General features: G+C 41.1%; 16 protein-coding genes and 1 pseudogene. 14 read left to right on the top strand and 3 right to left on the bottom strand.

What is annotated here, in order from left to right:
• The first annotated feature begins 1 nt into the window (after position 1).
• From DW019_RS10620 to DW019_RS10560, 13 genes are all read left to right on the top strand, one after another.
• Positions 2 to 337: a ribosomal-processing cysteine protease Prp gene (locus tag DW019_RS10620; RefSeq protein WP_182431100.1), complete on the top strand. Its 336-nt coding sequence runs from the start codon at positions 2 to 4 to the stop codon at positions 335 to 337.
• A 126-nt stretch (positions 338 to 463) separates the two neighbouring features.
• The gene (locus tag DW019_RS10615) at positions 464 to 1,321 is read left to right on the top strand and encodes a hypothetical protein (RefSeq protein WP_118443340.1); all 858 of its coding nucleotides are present in this window, start codon (positions 464 to 466) and stop codon (positions 1,319 to 1,321) included.
• 27 nt (positions 1,322 to 1,348) lie between these two features.
• Positions 1,349 to 2,365, top strand: a complete 1,017-nt coding sequence (locus tag DW019_RS10610; protein WP_118443339.1) for a N4-gp56 family major capsid protein — start codon at positions 1,349 to 1,351, stop codon at positions 2,363 to 2,365.
• A gap of 52 nt (positions 2,366 to 2,417) precedes the next feature.
• Positions 2,418 to 2,657, top strand: coding sequence for a hypothetical protein (locus DW019_RS10605; protein ID WP_117479097.1), 240 nt, complete (start codon positions 2,418 to 2,420; stop codon positions 2,655 to 2,657).
• 71 nt (positions 2,658 to 2,728) lie between these two features.
• Positions 2,729 to 3,097, top strand: coding sequence for a hypothetical protein (locus DW019_RS10600; protein WP_022376326.1), 369 nt, complete (start codon positions 2,729 to 2,731; stop codon positions 3,095 to 3,097).
• Positions 3,098 to 3,099: 2 nt separating this feature from the next.
• Entirely contained in the window at positions 3,100 to 4,977 is a 1,878-nt protein-coding gene (locus DW019_RS10595) for a hypothetical protein (protein WP_118443338.1), read from the top strand.
• Positions 4,977 to 5,858, top strand: coding sequence for a collagen-like protein (locus tag DW019_RS15300; protein WP_118443337.1), 882 nt, complete (start codon positions 4,977 to 4,979; stop codon positions 5,856 to 5,858). Before DW019_RS10595 ends, DW019_RS15300 begins: the two co-directional genes overlap by 1 nt.
• A gap of 15 nt (positions 5,859 to 5,873) precedes the next feature.
• Entirely contained in the window at positions 5,874 to 6,872 is a 999-nt protein-coding gene (locus DW019_RS14845; RefSeq protein ID WP_207663930.1) for a collagen-like protein, read from the top strand.
• Between the two features lie 15 nt (positions 6,873 to 6,887).
• On the top strand, positions 6,888 to 7,166 hold the full coding sequence (locus DW019_RS10580) for a hypothetical protein (protein ID WP_022375925.1): 279 nt from the start codon (positions 6,888 to 6,890) through the stop codon (positions 7,164 to 7,166).
• A complete protein-coding gene (locus DW019_RS10575; protein ID WP_117479101.1) occupies positions 7,144 to 8,340 on the top strand; it encodes a hypothetical protein in 1,197 nt (398 codons plus the stop codon). Before DW019_RS10580 ends, DW019_RS10575 begins: the two co-directional genes overlap by 23 nt.
• Positions 8,341 to 8,354: 14 nt before the next feature.
• A complete protein-coding gene (locus DW019_RS10570) occupies positions 8,355 to 18,293 on the top strand; it encodes a hypothetical protein (RefSeq protein ID WP_118443336.1) in 9,939 nt (3,312 codons plus the stop codon).
• A gap of 79 nt (positions 18,294 to 18,372) precedes the next feature.
• Complete coding sequence (locus DW019_RS10565; RefSeq protein ID WP_118443335.1) at positions 18,373 to 18,807, top strand: phage holin family protein; 435 nt, start codon at positions 18,373 to 18,375, stop codon at positions 18,805 to 18,807.
• Complete coding sequence (locus tag DW019_RS10560; protein ID WP_118443334.1) at positions 18,797 to 19,501, top strand: peptidoglycan recognition family protein; 705 nt, start codon at positions 18,797 to 18,799, stop codon at positions 19,499 to 19,501. The genes DW019_RS10565 and DW019_RS10560 overlap by 11 nt, the downstream gene beginning before the upstream one ends.
• Before the next feature lie 89 nt (positions 19,502 to 19,590).
• On the opposite strand, the pseudogene DW019_RS10555 reads toward DW019_RS10560, so the two are convergent.
• The 3 genes and pseudogenes from DW019_RS10555 to DW019_RS10545 form a co-directional block, all read right to left on the bottom strand.
• Positions 19,591 to 19,686: pseudogene (locus tag DW019_RS10555) on the bottom strand (manganese catalase family protein); the annotation flags it as partial.
• Positions 19,686 to 19,952 (bottom strand): spore coat protein CotJB, encoded by a 267-nt coding sequence (locus DW019_RS10550; RefSeq protein ID WP_022376622.1) that lies wholly within the window; start codon positions 19,950 to 19,952, stop codon positions 19,686 to 19,688. The pseudogene DW019_RS10555 and the gene DW019_RS10550, both read right to left, overlap by 1 nt.
• Positions 19,952 to 20,200 (bottom strand): spore coat associated protein CotJA, encoded by a 249-nt coding sequence (locus DW019_RS10545; protein ID WP_117479107.1) that lies wholly within the window; start codon positions 20,198 to 20,200, stop codon positions 19,952 to 19,954. The genes DW019_RS10550 and DW019_RS10545 overlap by 1 nt, the downstream gene beginning before the upstream one ends.
• Positions 20,201 to 20,353: 153 nt before the next feature.
• Between DW019_RS10545 and DW019_RS10540 the strand changes: the two genes are divergently transcribed.
• The gene (locus DW019_RS10540; RefSeq protein ID WP_117479108.1) at positions 20,354 to 20,734 is read left to right on the top strand and encodes a transcriptional repressor; all 381 of its coding nucleotides are present in this window, start codon (positions 20,354 to 20,356) and stop codon (positions 20,732 to 20,734) included.
• Positions 20,735 to 20,769 lie beyond the last annotated feature (35 nt).

The raw sequence follows: 20,769 nt of genomic DNA, 5'->3' as shown, positions 1-20,769 counted from the left end.
CATGTTAAGTATACGGATTGATTGGGCAAAGGAAACATTTGAATTAGATGTGGTAGGACATGCAGGCTATGCGGAGCATGGAAAGGATATCGTGTGTGCGGCGGTATCCGTGATTGTAGGAATGTTTGCAAGTGAGATTGAAAATCATGAGAAATTGTATCCGGGGCAGCAGGTGGAAGTAAAGAATGGACTTGCTATGATTCATACAACATACAGAAGTAAGTTACGAGCGAACATAGTGTTTGGCATGCTTGTAGATGCTTTGCTGGATTTGGAAGAACAGTATCCGGAGTACATAAAAATTTTAATTTCAAAAACCATGGGAGTTTGGGGGTAAACCAAATTTAATCCATGATAAGGTAGTGGTGTGAAAAGCACTGACACTTCGGAAAGACGATGGAAACGACACTTCGGAAAGACGATGATAGCGACACTTCGGAAAGACGATGGAGGAATGAAACCTATGAAAAACAAAATTTATTTGCAGTTGTTTGCAGAGGGCGCAGGAGAAGCAGGAGGCGCAGAAGTTGAGACTGGCTTAGAGGGTCAGAACGACCAGCAGACTGTCCAGGTACAGACAGACACCGGTGAGGAAAGTACAGAGGACAGAGGAACCAAGTGGAAGAACATGATTAAAGGGGAGTTCAAAGATGAATATAACCAGAGTGTTCAGAAGGTGATTAACGACAGATTTAAGCAGACCAAGGAAATGGAAGAGCGGTTATCATCATCGCAGAAAGTCCTTGATTTTGTGGCACAGCGCTATGGATTGGACAAGACCGCAGATGCGGATGACATGTTAAGGGCATTGGAAGAGGATGATTCCATGTTCGAAGAGCGTGCCATGGCAAAGGGAATGTCCACGGAACAGTATCGTGAATTCTATCGTTTGGAAAAACAGAATGAAGAATTCAGACGAGCGGCTGAGGAAACGCAGAGAATTCGTCAGGCAGATGAAACGTATAGCAAGTGGATGTCAGAGGCAGACGCATTAAAGGAAATTTATCCGAATTTTAGCTTTGATGAGGAGGTTGAGAATAAAGACTTCCTGCAGTTGCTGCAGAATGGCATTGATGTAAGAACGGCGTACGAAGTAGCGCATCATGAAGAAATCATGCGAGGAGCTATGCAGATGGCATCAGCTAAAACAGCGGAGCGCGTGACGGATGGTATTCGCGCGAAAGGTTTGCGTCCGGCTGAGAATGGAACGAATACTTCTTCAAAGCCGGTAGAACAGAAAATTGACATAAGCAAGTTGACAGCAAAAGATATCGATGAGTTATCAAAAAGAGCCGCACGCGGTGAGAAAATTACATTCTGACCGATGTGCAGAATGGAGGTAAGCAAAATGAACAAAGCAAGAAAATTGGCAAAACGAATGTCTTTACAGATGTTTGCAGGGAATTTAAATCCAAATACAACAGGCGACTCGGGAATGACTGCCGAGATGAAAGAGTTTTATGAAAAATCTCTGATTACGATGGCAGAGCCAAAATTGGTGTTTGACCAGTTTGGTGATAAATATCCAATTCCAAAAAACGGTGGTAAGGTAATCGAATTTAGAAAGTATGATTCGTTACCGAAAAACACCACCCCTTTGGTGGAAGGCGTAACGCCGGATGGTAGTAAGATGAAGGTGACCACGGTTAAATCCGAGGTACAGCAGTACGGTGATTATATCACTCTTACGGATGTGCTGGAACTCACAGCAATTGATAACAATGTGGTGCAGGCTACAAAGTTAAGTGGTTCGCAGGCTGGACGTACGTTAGATACCATTACGCGTGATGTAATTAGCGGTGGCACCAATGTAATGTATGCACCTAAATCGGACGGCACAGAGGTCCTTACAAGAAAGACATTGGATGGAACCTGCAAATTGAATGTAGATATCTTTTTGCAGGCAGCAGCCTATCTTGGAAGTGTAAACGCGGAAACAATAGAGGATGCCTTTGTATGTGTTATTCATCCGAACGCTGCTTATGATGTGAAAACATCAAAGGGATTTGAGGAATGGAATAAGTACACGACACCGGATAAGATGTGGAAGGGTGAAATCGGACGCATTGGAAATATTCGTTTCGTAGAGAATTCAGAAGCCAAAATTCTGAAAGACGAAACCTGTCCGGAAGGTTTGGCGGTTTACTGCACAATGGTAATTGCAGCACACGCCTACGGTGTAACTGAAGTAGAAGGTGGCGGATTACAGCATATTGTCAAACAGCTGGGTTCGGGAGAAGACCCGTTGAATCAGCGTTCAACGGTTGGCTGGAAAGCTATTAAGACGGCAGAGCGTCTGGTGGAACAGTACATGATTCGTATTGAGTCGTGTGGTTTTAAAGCCGGCACAGTAACAGCAAACTAAGAGGATGGGTTCTCTTTTCGAGGGGAACCCATTTGAAAAAGGAGGAAGAATCATGGCAACAGCAAAAAAGGACGATATTACGCGTTTGGTTAAGATTAAATTGTTTAAAGACAAGGATAAATATTCGGAAGACGTTACCGTAGTTGTAAATGGAACTACATTCCGCATTCAGCGCGGAGTGGAAGTTGAGGTGCCATATTATGTGGCTGAGGTATTGCGTAATTCTGAAAAAGCAGACGAGGAGACAGAAACAAAGATTTCTGAGTTAGTAGCCAAAAATGAAAGCAATTAGTTCCCCTGATAAGAGGAAAGTTGCGGGGAAGCAGTGACCTTCCCCGCTTTTTTTAGGTTGAGGTGAGAAAGTTGAGAGTGCAGGAAGCAATTGAAAAAGCAGACCGGTTAAGACCAAACCGATTTTCGGACATGGAAAAAATTGAATGGTTATCGATGCTTGATGGACAAGTTTATGATGAGGTAATTAGCAGGTATGAAGAAAATGTGGACGTTGTATTTGATGGATATGATGAAGAACATATGAATGAAGACCTATTAATACCGGATACCTACGCGAAAGTGTACGTTGATTATTTGATGGCTCAAATCGATTTTTATAACCGTGATATGGGAATGTACAATAACCAGATTGCGGTATTCAGTAATGGGTATCAGGATTTTAAGAACTGGTATATTCGGAATCATATGCCAATGCAGCCAAAAAGAACGGGGGTGTAACCTTGACAATAACACCAGCTACAGAAATGGAAACAACAAGGGATATGATATCTGCTTTTGGCGGGTACAACCATACCATGAATTGTGGGGAAAATGAATTTTATATGGAGAAGAACATGACATCCGATTATTACCCGGCACTGGCACCCAGAAGAAAGAGAAGAATGTTGTTTCGTACCGGAGAAATCTATGGAATGTATGCGAAAAACGGAATTTTGCTTGTGGAGGATGGCAACTTAGTATATACAGACAAAGAAATGAACGATTGGCAGATTATTGGTCAGCTTGCGAAAAATCCCAAAGTAATGTGTGGTATGGGGGCGTATGTGGCTATTTGGCCGGACAAAAAGATATTTAATACAAATGACAAGACGCTTAAAGATATGGAGGCATCAAAGGCAACGGCAGGAACGGTAACATTTTCCATGTGTACGCTGGATGGGGCAGATATTACCCCTATTACAAAGGCACCGTCTATCGGAGCAGCGTCACCTCAATCACCGAAGGCAGATGATTTGTGGCTGGATACATCATCGACACCGCATGTGATTAAAAAGTATACGACTACCTGGACAAAGATAACTACATGCTCTAATGGTGCCATTTACTGGATGGATACTGGGACAACACCAAATGCATTGAAGTTGTGGAATGAATCCGAGAACCAGTGGACGGCAGTGGCTACAAGCTATACCAAAATATCAAATCCGGGCATAGGGAAGCCGTTTGAAAAATATGACGTAGTGAAGATTGATGGTGTGACGGGAAGCATTGCTGATACGTTTAATCAGGATATGGCAATCTGGGATAAAAAGGATGATTTCATCATTGTAACGGCTCTGCTTACCAATAATACGACACAAACTGGAGTAATTACATTGAAACGTAGTGTTCCGGATATGGATTATGTGTGTGAAAGTGACAACCGTATATGGGGGTGTTCTTCGGAGAAACATGAAATTTACTGCTGTAAGCAGGGAGATATGACAAATTGGTATTCTTATCTGGGTACTGCGGCAGATTCATATGCGGCAACGGTCGGCAGTGATGGAGAATTTACCGGATGTACAGCATACGGCGGACAAGTTTTGTTTTTCAAAGAGGATTGTATTCATAAGGTATACGGTTCTTATCCGGCAAATTATCAGATTAATACGCAGCGATGCCGTGGTGTGCAAAAGGGATGTTCGGAAAGTCTGGTGCTTGTGAATGAAATATTGTATTACAAATCACGCGAGGATGTGTGTGCGTATGACGGAAGTACTCCGGTATCAATTAGTGCAGCATTAGGTGGAGAACGCTACGAAAAGGTAAGGGCAGGCGCACTGGGGGCAAAATACTATATGCACGGGAAAAATATACGCACGACTCGTTACGAGACACTTGTGTATGATTCGAGCAAAGGAATGTGGCACAAAGAGGATGAGAAATCTTTATGCAGTATGGATAAATTCGTAAACCTGGATGGGTCTTTGCTTTATATGAATGATAGAAAAGTAATGGAGATTACATCAAGGGATTACACGACAGAGGAAGGACTGGAAACAATACTTGAGTGGAGTGCGGAAACCGGCTTGATAGGGATAAGCTATCCCAATAACAAGTATATATCAAAAATATGTTTGAGGTTGTCTTTGCCGTTAGATTCAGAATTAGATGTAGATGTAATGTATGATTCTTGTGGAGTATGGGAGGAGGCTGCACATATGGAGTCTAAATATGAAGAGAGTCGTAGAGACACACCTTCTTTTGTAACGATGCGAAGTTTTGAGGTGCCGATATTCCCGATTCGATGCGACCATATGAGGATACGGTTAAGAGGTAAGGGAGATGCAAGAATTTATAGCATTTCTAAAGTTTTAGAACAGGGGGGATACTAATGGCTACGTTACAGTTTGATCCAATACAACTGGATGGAATTGACGAAAAAAACATTCAGAAATTAAATTCCTGGATCATTCGTTTGATAGAAAATCTAAGTTATGTATTGAACAATATAGAGACCGATAATATGACATCGGAGACAGAAAAGAAATTTAGTCAAGTGCAGGAAACTGTAAAGATGGCAAAGGAAGCAAAAGAGATTGCAGACAAGTTAAAGCAACAGTTAGAGAGCGGCGGGTTACGGGGAGAAAAAGGAGAGAAGGGTGATAAGGGAGAGAAGGGTGACAAAGGTGACAAAGGTGACAAAGGCGCAGATGGAGAAAAGGGAGAGAAAGGCGATGTAGGAAAAGACGGTGTGCAAGGAGAAAAGGGAGAGAAGGGTGATTGCGGACCGCAGGGTGTGCAGGGGCTGACTGGACCGGAAGGAAAAATTGGACCAGAAGGTCCACAAGGAATTCAAGGTGTGCAAGGTGAAAAGGGAATTCAGGGAGTGCGTGGACCACAGGGGACACAAGGGCTGCCTGGTCCAAAAGGGGAACAGGGAGTAAAAGGAGACAAAGGAGATACTGGAGAAACCGGGGTACAAGGATTGCAGGGGGTACCCGGAGAAACCGGACCACAAGGTTTACAAGGACCGAGAGGTGCAACTGGTGAAATCGGACCAGAAGGTCCACAAGGAATTCGAGGTCCAAAAGGAGATAAAGGAGATAAAGGCGAGAGAGGTGACAGTGGTGTAATCAATCCAATTAATGGATTCTTTTATCTGATGGGAGACGCTGACGGAAACCTATATGCGGTTACTACAGATGATGAGACACCGCCTCAATTTGAAATAGATTCTACTGGAGACATTTATTTAATATTACCGGATGAATAGATAGGAAGTGATACAATGGCAAAATTTTTGATTGGAAATTTTAAGGGGCCGCAAGGTCTTAAAGGAGAGAAAGGAGATACCGGGGCGCAAGGACCTAAAGGAGATACTGGAGCAACGGGACCGCAGGGAGAACAAGGGGAAAAGGGTGATACTGGTGCGAAGGGGGACACCGGAGCACAGGGACCACAAGGCCTTAAAGGAGATACCGGAGCAACGGGACCACAAGGACCCAAAGGAGACACCGGAGCAACGGGACCGGAAGGGCCACAAGGACCACAGGGAGAAACTGGACCACAAGGGATTCAAGGTGTTCAGGGACCAAAAGGAGATACTGGGGCGCAAGGACCAATGGGGCCGGCAGGAATAAGCACATTGCTTAATTATATTGCAACGCGTCCGGCATCTGCAGATAAATCGAGTACATCCGATAGGATGGGAGCAGTAGAAGCATTTGTTGCCAGTTCTAAGATGACAACGGGAAAGCCCGGGGGTGATGCAAAGATACTGCAAATGAATTGGGATAATACGAGTGGTTGGGATTCACAACTGGCCATGCTTAATAATGGAATATTGCAGCATAGAGCCATGTCAAGTGGAACTTGGGACACATGGAAGACGCTGCTGGATTCAAGTAATTATACAAAATACACAGCAAAATACGAAAAAGGAACATGGACTCCTAGACTGTTTAATACAGCAAGTAATGAGATTAAAACGTCAATTGCAGCGGCTACGGGAAATTATTATAGACTGGGAGACATTGTATTTATAGAGGCAATGATATTAACAACAAGTAGTTATGCTTGTCATCATATAAGCGGACTGCCATATGAACCTGACCATAGTCGTCCATCAAATGTCTATCCGATTGGAATTGTGTCGAGTGGCAATGGAACTAATTCACCATTTAATCTAATTAGCGGCAGTGGTTCATATTATGTCCAGAATGGGGCATACGCGTCCGGAAAAACATATAGCGATTGGTATGTATACGGTTGGTATAGAAAGGCTTAACGAGGAGGAATTGAAATGGAAATTAACGAAGAAAAAACGGTAGATATGTTGTCGACAGAGAGTGTGAGCATCTTAACAAGAAAGGTACTAATTGATGGAGAAGTGAAATCTCAGGTTGGAGAGAATCATAGACGAACCTATCTCAATTCCGTATCCGGAAGAGAAGAATTGTTGAAGGAGCAGACAGAAAATGTGGTAAATGCCGTGTTTGCAATATGGGGTTCGGAACCGGTGGTAGAGGAACCCATCATAGAAGAGGAGGATGAGGATTATGGCGAAAAAGAAGAGCAGTAGCAGTAAAATAACAATCACCAAAGCAACAACTGTGAAGACACCGACAATAAAGTCTTATACGCCATCGAAAGCAGTAAACGCCGCAAAGAGTACGTTGCAAAAGACGGAGAAGGCAAGGCCGGCAGCTTATACCAGTAAGTATGGAACACAGATAACCGGATTGGCGGATGCGATTGCAAATCGCAAAGGTTTTTCCTATGACTATACAAAGGATGCTTTGTATCAGAATTATAAGGACCAGTATCAGAGGCAGGCACAGTTAGGGATGCAGAATGCAACGGCGCAGGCGGCCGCGTTGTCCGGAGGATATGGAAACTCTTATGCGGCTACGGCCGGCAACCTTGCGTATCAGGAAAACATGTCAGCCTTGAATAATATAATTCCTAGTTTGTACGAGGCAGCGTACAACCGTTATCAGACGGATTTGGATAATCAGAGATCCGACTTGTCCATGTATCAGGGACTTGACGAAAGTGATTATGCGAAGTATCGGGACAAGGTTGGCGATTGGCAGGATGACAGAAACTATTATGCGAATCGATATGATGCGGCATATAATAACGATTTTAACAACTATACTGCGAATGTATCTAATCAGCAGTGGAAGTATGAACAGCAAAATGGCAACAGCCAGTGGAGACAGCAGCAGAACGCATCCAATTACTGGCAGAATAAGGATTACCAGTTATCAAAAAAAGCTAAGGCCGCTGCTGCATCCGCTAGTAAACGAAGTGCGTCGGGCAAAGGGGCATCTTCAACCGGTGGGATTAAGATTCCAACGGATATTAAGTCGAAGGTTAAGGAATTGGCTAAGAACAATGACACGCAGGGTATCGCAGAATATTTGAACAATATGGAAAAGAGTGGCGTGTTATCTGCTGATCAAAGCAATTATGTATGGAGTGTTTTATTGGGATATACAGCAAAAGATTTACCGACATATATAACCTCTGATGGAACTACTACGAGAGGGTTAAGCAAATATCCAACCTATGACAGTGCAGTGGCGGCCGGAGCAGATGCGAAGACTACATTATCCTATGTTGATTTTATGCGAAATCTGCCTAGCAGCAGGGAGTTACAGACAGTAGGCTCTTACAATGACTATTTGGAAAAACAGGTGAATAAAAACAAAAAGAAACAGTCCTCAAAGAAAAGCAAAAAGAAAAAGTAAGGAGAATATATATTATGGCAAATAAGAAAAAGAAACAGAATAATCATGCATCCGGTTCCGGGAGTATTATATCAAATTATTTTGAGAGTCAGGACAAGTTGTATGAAAGAGATATGCAGGGACAAAAAATAGCAAGTGAGACCAGAGCAAAGGCTGATTCTTATTATGGTGAGGATAAAAAGTATTCGGATACCGACTATACGAATCAGTCAGAATCCCGCTATCGCCGATTGGCAGAGAAAGCAGTAGAAATTAAAGAAAGAACGCAAAAGAACAGCGAAAAGTATAAGAGAACCAATACGCTGATTCGCAATGCAGCAAAGGCAGAAAATAATATGCTGTCGGAAATTCCGAGACGGGAACAAAGGGAAAAACAGGAACAGCAGAGAAGAAAGCAGAGAGAACAGCAGAGTACAAATGGAAGTAATGTTCGCAATAATAATGCGGAAAAGACAAACCAGTTATTTCGGACTTCATCTGGTAATACATACAGAAATCCATCACAAATGAACTATGATGAAATTCAAACTGCGCTTGCAAATGTAAAGGAAAATAAAGACTTGTTTAAGTCCAGAATCGCAGATAGTGGTTTGTTTAAACGGGGATTTTCGGGAGAATGGGAAAAAGTTCAGCCAAAAGATTTTGAGGAAAAGTTAGGAAAAAAAGGTGTATCGTGGGAAGATTACAAGGAATACACCAGTTTGTGGAATAAGTACCAGGATAATGTTGAGTATATGAAAGAACTGGAGAGTAATCAACCACGTGTAGAGCTGGAGCATGAATACGATAAGTTGGGGGATACCGATAAGCAGTTAGTAAAAAAGGCAGCAGATTATGTGTGGGTAGAGAAAAGAAAATACAGTGCAGATAAAAATCATTTAGTTCCGACGATACAGGACAAGCTGGAAGTAAGCAGTAATCCGGATTATTTGTCACAAGCATATGAGAAATTTCCTAAGTTGAAGGAATTAAAGGAAAAAGGAATTGATGTAGATTACATTATCGACAGCGAGAACATTAACACAGATAATAAAGAACAGGAGGCATGGGATGAAGGGACAAGAAAAATAGCAGACGAACATCCGGTAGTATCTAGTGCGTTAAGTGTGGGGTCAAACTTGCTTTCACCGTTGGAACTTGCAGAGGATGTAAATCATGCGGTTAAAAACCTGTCATCGGATAAGTCTTATCCCATTAATCATGCCAGCCATCCATACAGTTCTTATACGAATAATGTAAGACAGACCGTGTCAGAAGGCATCGATAATGATATCGGTAAATTTGTTTACAATGCTGGAATGTCCACGGTTGATTCTGCTGCGGATATTCTTGTGACGAAAGGGGTTAAGGGAACCAAGCTAGCAGGTGGGGCAGCTAGTGCGTTGATGGGAGCAAATGCGGCAAATCAATCGTACATGGACACCTATGAGAGAACAGGAAGTGCCGGACAGTCTTTGATTACCGGATTGGGAGCCGGTTTGGCAGAGTGGGCAAGCGAAAAGTTTTCACTGGATAGTTTTGAGGCGTTAAAAACAACAAATCCAAAACAGTTTCGCGATTTTGCAAAGAATCTTGTAAAACAGGGGGCGGTAGAAGGATCAGAAGAACTTGCTTCGGACTTTGCAAATGCATTTGTCGACCGTGCAGTTAATGGAAGTAAAAGTGAGTATAATGAAAATGTTAAAAATTATATCCAGCAGGGAATGTCAAAGGATGAGGCAAAGAAAAATGCACGGAAAGACTTCTTGATACAAGTAGCAGAGGACACGGCAGCAGGGGCTTTTTCAGGTGGTCTTTTTGGTACCTATGCAAATGTGTATTCGAAAGCACAGTATGAGTCATTAGTGAAAAAGAATGGGACATCGATTACAGAGGGAAATGAAGGCACAGATTTACTTGCATATGCTGCAAAAAGAGGTATGGACACTTACGAGAAGGCAAAAGATGATACGGAAAAATACGGTAAAATTTCAGTAGACATCATGGAAAATGCTGAAAATAATTTTACAGAAGCAAGAACGAGCGGAGAACTTGCAAGGGCGTATGAAGATGCCATTCGTGGTGTGCCGGATAGTCTGGGAGTAGAAATCGACCAGATGGCACGCGAGAAAGCACAGGAGTTAGCTAAAAAGAGTAAATATGCAAAATTCGAATCCGAGCGGCAGGCATTGTATGACATTATGGATGCCTCTGTTTCAAATGCAATGAAAAGGACAGTATCTCTGAATCAGAAAAGCGAGATGATGCAGAAGGAGTCTGTGTCGAAGCAGGAGGAAGATGCTACTGCTAATATAGATACTACATTCGATCGTGTGAATCTTGACGAGGGAATGGAACGGAATCAGCGACCGGTTGAGGTACAAGAACTACAGCCGGAAAAGACAAAGCAGAATGATGCACCGTCAGAAAATGTTACGAATGCTAATTTTAGAAAGACAGAGAATGCGGCATTTACGGCATCTGACGAACAAGTAAAGGTAAAAGGATTTCGGGAAATTGGGAAAGAATCGGCTACAGTAGAGACTACGGATGGTGAGGTAGTAAATCTTGCAGACTTGTCTTTTCAGGATGAAGGTACACAGAATTTGTTTAACATTGCATCAAAGATGGATAATGCGGCTGCGGCAACGGCACTTGTGGATTATTACAATGGTAAGGATAATGCCGGTGTTTATGCAAATAATTTCCGTATGGCATATCGTATGGGAAGATTGGGAAGTATCAGTTTTGATAAAATGATGCAGGCGTCTAAGTCATTTCGTATAATGAGTGACAAGGGAGCAATGCGTCTTGTGTATGAATTAGGAAAGGTACATGGAGAAAACGCAAAGGCAGCAGAGGCAGAAAACAAAGTTGCACCGGCGCAAAAAAAAGGAAAAGGTGAATATGAAGATTACCGCTATGCTTCGGAGGATAAGGATAGCTTTGTTCGCGTGAAAAAAGAATTGGCAAAGAAAACCGGATTGGATGTATTGGATTTAAATACCCTCACAGATAAAGATGCAGATACGGTAAATGGTTTATTGAATATGGATAGAGGACAGATGGCATTTGCGGAAGATGCAGAAAATAAATTTGGTGTAGTGATACATGAATCTTTGGAATTTGCATCGGTAATGTCGGAAAAAGAGTATCAGAAATTAATGGGAGTGATGCTTAATTACCTGGTAGAGAAACATGGAGCAGAGGATATCCACGCCTTAATTGAATCTTATCAAAGAGCCTATGAGCAGGTGGAAGGTGAAAAAAGTTATGAGGATGCTGCAGGAGAGTTAATCAACGATGCTGTCAGTGGTGTGTTTTATGATGAAGCCGGGGCAAAAAACTTTATTGACTGGGTAATGAAAGATGCGAAGCTGGATGTGAATGCAAAGAAAAATGTATTTCAGAAAATCGCAGATTTGGTAAAGCATGTATTTGAAAAGATAAAAAAATATATTGATGATACTCCTATGACAAAAGCGGCCAGACTGGCAGCAGAACTCAACGTGGAACAGAAGGAAAAGATTCAGCAGATGTTCATGGATGCCGTGGATAAAGCGGGGGAGAACTACAAGAAATTGGATAGTAATAATAAGGGTGAAGAAAAAGAGAAAAGAGGGAAGTATTCGGTCAAGGTAATTCCGGATACAATACAAGATGATATTAAAACGAACCTAAAAGATGTTGCAAATATGCCGACGGTGAGTAATGTGAAAGAAACGGAATTTTCAAAGGGGAAAATAAAACTTGTTGACCAAGTTGCAGAATTTTTCGATGATATCGGCAATAATGTTTATAATGAAATGTTAGGGGATGTTGAGTTAAGCCGCAAAGGAGTAAAAGATGATATATCACATGGGATTGGTCGTGCGAAGGCAATTTCCTTTAAAGCAATTCCTGATATTATTAAGAACGGGAAAATAGTGAATTATAGCAGTAACTATAAAGGAAAAGGTCATGCGAGAGTTGTAATTGCGGCACCAATAGAAATTGTTGGAAGTCAGGAAAAAATATGTGGCAAATATATAATGGCTGTTGTATTGCGTAGGGAAAATGCGAAGCAAAGATTTTATATGCATGAAGTAGCAACCATAAAAAGAGATGAATTGTTGTTCAAGACTAGGACCTATAACAAAGTTATAAGCAACCCTAGCAACAATCCATCTCTTGAAGAAATTCTAACCAACATTGTGGGGAATGTCAAGAACAAAGATAGTAAAATGACAAATGAAAAACCAACAAAGGAAAACAAGGACATTCGCTACTCTATTAGTGTTGATCTGGATAAGCAGATAGATGATGTGCTAAATGATACCGTACCAAAAGATTATACGCATGTATATTTGGGAGAAACAACGAAAGCCTTGAAAGAATTAGGCTGGAATGACCTTCCGATGCTTATGACAAACCAACACGTGTATAGTGTGATTAATGGGAAGGAAGATAAGGGTGCAAGATATAAGAAAATAAGAAATTATCATAATTTAGGCAAAGAAAAGTTTATGCATGTATTGGAAGACATTGAAAGCCCATGGATGATAATTAAATCCAATAACAAAGAAAATAATGCAGATTTGGTAATGGTATCTTCTGTTGTTGATAAGAATGGAAATGTTGTCATTGCAGCAGTTAAACCAAATGGGGTAGGAAGAAAGAAAACAGCAACGCTAGATGCTAATATTATGTTAAGCATGTATGGAAAAGAGTCTCTGCATAATTATGTCGAAAAAGCTGGAAGGGAGAACCGTATCATAAAAGTAAATCCTGATAAAGCAGTGGGTCCAACGGTCCAATTCCGAGGGAACATACTTCATCAGGATTATAAGGACAATCTAGCACGATACAAAGAGATTGTCAAGAACATTATATCTGGTGAAGGTGAAAAATATTCCACTCGTGTATCGAAACGTGCAGAAAATAGTAGAGAAGCCAATAGTGGAGAAAACAAGGACATTCGCTACTCTATTAGTGTTGATCTAGATAAGCAGATAGATGATGTGCTAAATGATACCGTACCAAAAGATTACACGCATGTTTATCTGGGAGAAACAACAAAAGCGTTGAAGGAACTAGGCTGGAATGATCTTCCAATGCTTATGACGAACCAACATGTGTATTCGACAATAAAAACGCAAGAAGAGGCAAAAAAAGAAAATCGTTTTAAACCAAAAACAAATTATCATGGTTTGGGAAAAGGATTATTTACAAAACTACAGAAGCAATTAGAAACACCAGCAATGATTATAAAATCAAATACAAATGAAAATAATGCGGATGTAATTTTGGTAACAAATGTAAAGGACAATCAGGGAAATGTTGTTATTGCAGCAATTAAACCCAATGGTAGTGGACGTGTTAAAGGTGAACATACGATTGCTAATGTTATGCTCAGTTTGTATGGGAAGAAATCAATACAGAATTATGTTGAAAGTGCTCGTAAAGAAAACCGGATAATAAAAGTAAATCCTGATGAAGCAGTGTGGCCCATGGGCCAATCCCATGGGGGCTTACTTCATCAGGATTATAGTAACAATCTAGCACGATACAAAGAGATTGTCAAGAACATTATATCCGGTGAAGGCGAAAAATATTCCCTTCATGTATCAGAGCGTGCAGAAAAACTGCGTCATTCATTGGCAGAAACTATGACAACAGAGGAAAGTCTGGTAGAAGAAAATGAGCAATTAAAGAAAGTTGTGGAGATGCTTCAGAGTGAATTTAAGCCGGGAAAGAAAACCATTCCGGAACCGGCACGTGTAGAGGCAGTATGTAAAAAAATATTGAAAAAATATCATTCGTCCTTTGATGCAGAAACATTTCGGGATAACCTGACAAAACTGTATGCTTATATGAATGAAGAGGGTGCGGATTATAAAGAGGCATTAAAGATTACTTCTGAGATTGCACGAGGTGTCCTTGAAAAAAGCACAGCAAAAGATATGACATTGTATAACGAGTACAAAGATTTACGAGAGTATTTCCGTAAAACAAAACTTGCGTTGTCGGAAGCCCAGAAAAGTGAAGTAAATTACATGTATGGAAGTATGGGAGAGTTTCGCAAGAGTAATTTCGGACGGCTTAGAATTGTTTCGGAGGGGACGACTCTTGATCAGGTCTGGGGAGAGTTAAGCGAGAAGTATCCGGAGTTATTTAAGGCGGATACCAATGACGGTGATATGATAGCAGAGGTAATGACGGTATTGGACGGATTGCGACCAACTTATCGAAATGCTTATGGGGAAGATATTGAGCAGGCATCTTATGACCTTGCCTTAAATATTTACAAGGAAATGAGTATGATACCACAGAGACAAACGTTTAAGGATAAGGCGGATGCCGCCGTAGAGCGTGAGTGGAAGGAAGCAAACCGAGTGTATCTTGCCATGCTCCAGGATTATCGCAAGGAATGTGAAAAGCAATTCCTTGAAGGATTAAAGGTGAGTATGAATGACCAGATAAAAAACAAGAATCAGAGAATCCGAGAGGCGTATGCTAAGATACATGATTATGCAAATGTGATTGAGACGACACAAAACGGAGAACTGATTCGTAAGTATCAGCATGAGATTGAAAAGCAAAAAAGGTACATCGAGAGATTAAAAAAAGGACAGGATAAAAAGATTGCGGAAATGAAGATTGAGAATCGTCAGTACCGTAAGAATTTATCTGAGCAGAAAAAACAGACAGAAGCAAAGAATAAGATTCGTCGTTTGCATAAGCAGATGAGACAAATGCTGATGAAACCAAAAGAGGGGATGTATGTGCCACAAGATTTGGTTCGGTCTGTAATTGATGTGTGCGAGGCTGTCAATTTGGGTGCGAAAGAAGGAACGCAATTATATAATGCGTTAGATGATGCAAGGCAGTATTTTGAGAAAATGAAAAATGATCCGGATTACAATTTTGCATCGGAATATGATGAGGATATTGACTATGAATTACAGCGTATTGCAAATAGGTTTAAGAATAATGGAAACAGCATTTATGATTTATCATCTGCGGATTTGGATGAAGTATATGATGCGATGAAAATGGTGTATAAAACGATTCGAAGGGCAACTGAGCTGATTCGCAAAGAAGGGGAAACAAATGCCAGAAAGGCAGCAGAACGAGTCATTCATGAGGTGCGTTCGGCAAAAGGAGTAAGTTCCTTTATGAGTACACATAAAGTTTTGAGAAAATTTCCGGAGTTTACTTTGAAATCTTTAAACTCTTATCGAGCATTCCGTCGGATTACCGGATATGCGGATGGAGAGTTTATGCAGGAATGGCGTGAGTTAAATGAAGGACAGCGAAAAATGCTGAAAATCCAGCAAGATGGTGAAGCTATTCTTGCGGATGTGATGGAGGACGAAAATGTCGTAAAATTGATGAAAACTTTTGATAAGAAGCAGGGGATGGTTGACACCGGTCTTGTTTATGAGGATGGCAAGAAGGTACAAGTGACGAAAGGAATGCGTATGGCTCTTGTTATGCATGGAATGAATAAGGACAACTTGCGACATATGATTTATGGCGGTGTTACGATGCCGAACATGGAATTATATTTAAAGGGAGATAAAAAGGGTGCCTATGACAAAACGAAAAAGGCTGTAGGAGTAACGTCCGCAAAGATTCAGGCGATGGAAGATGCCATGTCGCCGGAAGAGAAGAAAGTTCTTCGTGCTTTTAAAAAGTTATTTCATGAGTATACGGGGCGTGTAATTAATGAGACCTCGATGGAATTGTATGGGTTTAAAAAGGCAAACGAGAAGAATTATTATCCGATTTCGGTTGACCAAAATTATGTTGCTGCGGATATTACCGGTTTGAAAATGGATAAAACTTTGGAAGGTGCCGGCTTTTTGAAGGAGCGTGTACAATCGACAAAACCATTGGTATTGGAAAGTATCATTGATACAGCACAGAGGTCATTGAAGATTACCTCAGAGTTTGGTGGTCTTGCCATTCCAATCAGGAATTTTAACAAGGTATATAATGGGTCTACGTGGAAGGTAACAGATGTAGACAGTGAAGATGTATCCACTAAATCGGTATTAGTACAAGACGATACGGTTCATAAGGCAATGCAGGATGTGTGGGGCAGGATGGCGTCTAATTATATTGATAACCTGATTTCGGATTTGCAAAATGCGAGAACCGGGGAATCAACGGTCTTTGATATGCTCCGTGGAAATTTTGCGGGTTCTGTTCTGACCGGGAACTGGTCGGTTATTATGAAACAGGCGGCATCTTATCCGACAGCAGTTGCCACCCTTGGCTGGGAGCCGGTGATGAAAGCTCTTGCAAAGGGAGGTAAACACGGACTTCCGATTAGTAGTGCTGACCGAGAACTGATTGCAAAATATACGCCACTTTTATGGTATCGAAATAAAGGAAATTCAACACAGGAAATGGCTGATATTGATAATTTGAATAGCCTTACCAATCGTATGCCGGTGGTAAAAGAAGTAAAGAACATGATACAAAAGGTTGATGTTGCTACGGTTGGCAGACTTTGGTATGCGTCACAATATTATGTGGATGCAAATTATAAGGATTTGAAAAAGGAAACCGATGCGTATTATCGACAAGTGGCAGAAGTGTTTAATCGATGCGTGGAAGACACACAGCCAAATTATACGGTTATGCAGCGACCGGATTATTTGCGTGATCCAAGTAAAATTAAAAAAGTCATGTTTATGTTTATGACACAGCGTATGCAAAATGGCGGTATTTTATATGATGCAGCATGCAATCTGCATGCGAAAAACCAAAATGGAACCAAGGAGCAGAAGAAACAGGCAAGAAAGGAATTCGCTTGGGCAGTATCCAGTCAGCTGGTATCGGCAGCAGTGCTTTCTACGATGACATTTTTGGCAAGAGGTCTTTTGCATAAGGTAAATCCTTATCGTGATGATGAAAATGAACTAACAACGGAGAGTGTTATGTCTGAGTGGATGAATGGGGTGTTGGGTTCGTTGTCCGGTAGTTTTATAGGCGGTAATGAATTGTATAACCTTGTCTATTCGGCAATTACAAAGGAAAAGTATTATGGAATTGAAGTATCCCTGTTTAGTGAGATATCTTCTTTATGTGAATCAATCGTGAAAATGGGGAATGGAGTAATTGATGCATTCAGCGATTCAGACGAGGAGGCTGAGAATGGAAAGGATGCGATAAAGAATGCATTTTTTGATGCGGCTGGAGTAGTGGCGAAAATGTGCGGTATTCCGGTTGACAACGTAAAAAATGTAGCGGTTGGTATTTGGAAGAATGTTGAGGATGTGACATCCGGGGAAGGCTTGTTTTCGTTTTCGACGGACAAAGAGGAGCCGAAAGCGAATGTGTATGGAAAGAAAATTTATGATGCACTTATGGATGATGACAAAAAGACGGCTGCTCAATACCGTGAGAAGATGAAACAAAATGGGAAGAAAGGTGAAGGTGATGTGGAAACAGCGGTAAAGGACCAGCTGGCAAGTCGAAATGATTTAGTAAAGCAAGCGGCACAGTATCGTCTTGCAAAAAATCATAATGGTTATATGGAATGTTATAACAAACTTATAAAAATGGGATTTAATCATTATGAGATTGTAGCGGCTACCAACAGTGCATTAAATAAGATGCAGGACAAAACGGAATCCGGTGCAAAGGATGCACATGATTATCTTTCTTTTTACAAGAGCGATGATTTGGTTGCTGCCATTGAGGAGGGAAAAGGTTACGAAGAAATATTACAACAGATGTACGAGGAAGCAATGACGAAAATTGAAAAGGACGATGAAAAGCATGAACTTAGTGCCAGTAAGAAAGAGAAGAAAGCATTTGCGTCCATTCGATCGAAATTATCCTCTGAGTATAAAGACAAGTTTCGAAGTGCTAAAAATACGCATGAGAAACAGCTTATTATGCAGAAACTGTATAAGCTCAAAATAAAGGGTAAATGCATCTATACAAGCGATACGTTTAAAAAATGGAATGAGGAATAGGTGGTTCGCATGGGAACTAGGGGGTAAAACTTCTAGTTCCTTTGCTATACTGAGAAAAAAACAAAGGGGGACTTATAGAATGAAACAGATGATTTGTACGATTTGCGGGTTGATTGGAAGTAGCGTGGCAACGTTTTTTGGAGGATGGACTTCCGGAATGACAACGCTTCTCATTTTTATGACAGTGGATTATGTATCAGGATTGCTTGTGGCGGGTGTGTTTAAGAAGAGCAATAAGACATCAACGGGAAAACTGGAATCTCGTGCCTGCTGGAAAGGATTATGCCGAAAAGGAATGTCGTTTGTATTTGTTCTTGTGGCACATCGCGTTGATTTGGTAATTGGAACCGATTATTTTCGAGATGCTGTAGTCATAGCGTTTATAACAAATGAATTAATTTCCGTTGTAGAGAAGGCGGGGTTGATGGGAATTAAACTTCCGTCGGTAATTACAAAGTCCATTGAGGTATTGCAACAGAAAGCAGATAAGGAAGGTGAAACGAATGGAGATTAAAAAAAGAAGAGCAAAATCAATCAGTTATGGGAGCAAAAGGAGTTTAAAGGACATAAAGTACATTGTAATTCATTTCACCGGGAACAAAGGGGATACAGCAAAGAATAATGCTGATTTCTACGCTACTGGCAACACGAGGGAAGCAGGTGCGCATTTCTTTGTAGATAAAAAATCTGAGATTTGGGAGTCCGTGCCAATGGAATATACTGCCTGGGCGGTTGGTCACTTCTTTACTCGTAAGAACGGGGCTGCATCGTATTATAAGAAGTGCACGAATGATAACAGTGTGTCCATTGAATTATGTGATTGCAAAAAAGGTGTAAGTTGGGAACAGATGCTTGCTATTCGTGAGCTGGTGTTGTATATTCAGAAGAGATGTCCGAATGCAAAAACTATCATTAGACATTGGGACGTCAACGGCAAAGCGTGTCCAGAGCCAATGGTCGGTAAAGGTAACTTGAAATGGAAGCATCTTTACAACAAAATTATGTATAATTATCAGTACAGAGCCAAAGTAACAAAGGCAGCAGCTATCCGCTCATCTAAGGGTGTAAAACCTACAAATAAAATTGGCAGCATAAATCCGGGAGAGGTTGTCAAGATTTCTAAGGTGGTTGGTGCCTGGGGGCGTTTGTTGAACAAAAAGAATGACAAATGGCAATGGATTAGTTTGAAAAAGGTGAAAGAAATTTAAAAGTCTGAAATCCCTTTACTTTCAGTGAATTCTATGTTATTTTAAGGACAATCTAAAGTGAAAAAATCTTTTTATAACTCTCAGCACTACGGTCCACCCAGCTGACTGATTATTACTTTTGCCAATTTTGCATTCGGCGTTTTGATATTGACTGGGTATTCCAGTCGTCGTTCATACGTCCACATCAGCTGCACCCCCCTTCCCATGGCCACGGTTCATCGGTCCAGGTCCAGCCATCGTTTGTATCAATACCGGTTAAAAATAACGGTCCGCAGTGTTTTTCGTAATCGCAGACGGCTTCTTTGTACATCTGCTGGTAACGGTTGAAATAATCCATTGCCTTGCCATCGCAAGGATGAGTATCCAGATACATACCGGCGTCAATCATGCAGAATCCGGCCTCACGTACAGCGGTCATTTTCTGATGCTTTGAATGTCTGTTTTGATTCATCAATAAACACCTCGCCTTCCACAGGAGTTGTTTTGCATATAGGGCTGTCGGTTATGGCAGCCACAAGAACCGGAATGGGAGTGGTTTTGACTGCGGTCTGCCTGGCAGGCAGCCTGTGCACCAACAAACGGAAAAACTAAATCTTCGAAAATGGTGCCGTGTCTTAAGGCACATTCGCCCTCCATGACATTTTCAAAAGTCTGCCATGGGACATATGCCATTGCTAATGGTTTCTTTGAAAGATTCATAGAAACTCCTTTTTTGTTTTTACTATATATTATGTAGAAAAATGTCGAATGTGAAAAAAATAAAATTTATTGAGAAAAAGTATTGACAAGCAAAGATAAATGATATATAGTGATAACAGTAACAGTTACTATTATCAAAAAGGAGCGTGAGATATGGCTGGACTCAAGTATAGCAGGCAGCGGGAAGCTGTGTTAGTCTATCTGCGTTCAACAAAGTCTCATCCGACTGCGGAGCAGGTATATCAGAAAATCAGAGAAGAATTTCCTAAGATAAGTTTAGGAACGGTATACCGAAATTTAAACTTATTAGCAGACTGTGGTGAGATTTTGCGATTGAACTGTGGTGACGGGGTAGAGCATTTTGATGCAACGACCACCCCACACAATCATTTTATTTGTCGTCGTTGCAGACAGGTAATCGATTTGGAAGCCGACTGGGATTTTGAATTGGATACCAAGATGGATGACGAGTTTCCCGGAAAAATAGAAGGACATGAAATCTATTTTTACGGCATCTGTAAAAAATGTTTATAAATCACAAAAGTGGTTAAACTAATTTATCAAAAGGA

This window comes from Clostridium sp. AF37-5 (assembly GCF_003477605.1).
GTDB lineage: Bacteria > Bacillota > Clostridia > Lachnospirales > Lachnospiraceae > Eubacterium_F.
This window is presented reverse-complemented; position numbering and strand designations above follow the sequence as displayed.

Bases quoted from the DNA above. Each gene is read 5' to 3' on its own strand.
- DW019_RS10580 (WP_022375925.1), top strand. From the start codon at position 6,888: ATGGAAATTAACGAAGAAAAAACGGTAGATATGTTGTCGACAGAGAGT.
- DW019_RS10610 (WP_118443339.1), top strand. From the start codon at position 1,349: ATGAACAAAGCAAGAAAATTGGCAAAACGAATGTCTTTACAGATGTTT.
- DW019_RS10560 (WP_118443334.1), top strand. From the start codon at position 18,797: ATGGAGATTAAAAAAAGAAGAGCAAAATCAATCAGTTATGGGAGCAAA.
- DW019_RS10540 (WP_117479108.1), top strand. From the start codon at position 20,354: ATGGCTGGACTCAAGTATAGCAGGCAGCGGGAAGCTGTGTTAGTCTAT.
- DW019_RS10575 (WP_117479101.1), top strand. From the start codon at position 7,144: ATGGCGAAAAAGAAGAGCAGTAGCAGTAAAATAACAATCACCAAAGCA.
- DW019_RS14845 (WP_207663930.1), top strand. From the start codon at position 5,874: ATGGCAAAATTTTTGATTGGAAATTTTAAGGGGCCGCAAGGTCTTAAA.
- DW019_RS15300 (WP_118443337.1), top strand. From the start codon at position 4,977: ATGGCTACGTTACAGTTTGATCCAATACAACTGGATGGAATTGACGAA.
- DW019_RS10615 (WP_118443340.1), top strand. From the start codon at position 464: ATGAAAAACAAAATTTATTTGCAGTTGTTTGCAGAGGGCGCAGGAGAA.
- DW019_RS10545 (WP_117479107.1), bottom strand. From the start codon at position 20,200: ATGAATCTTTCAAAGAAACCATTAGCAATGGCATATGTCCCATGGCAG.
- DW019_RS10570 (WP_118443336.1), top strand. From the start codon at position 8,355: ATGGCAAATAAGAAAAAGAAACAGAATAATCATGCATCCGGTTCCGGG.
- DW019_RS10550 (WP_022376622.1), bottom strand. From the start codon at position 19,952: ATGAATCAAAACAGACATTCAAAGCATCAGAAAATGACCGCTGTACGT.
- DW019_RS10565 (WP_118443335.1), top strand. From the start codon at position 18,373: ATGAAACAGATGATTTGTACGATTTGCGGGTTGATTGGAAGTAGCGTG.
- DW019_RS10620 (WP_182431100.1), top strand. From the start codon at position 2: ATGTTAAGTATACGGATTGATTGGGCAAAGGAAACATTTGAATTAGAT.
- DW019_RS10605 (WP_117479097.1), top strand. From the start codon at position 2,418: ATGGCAACAGCAAAAAAGGACGATATTACGCGTTTGGTTAAGATTAAA.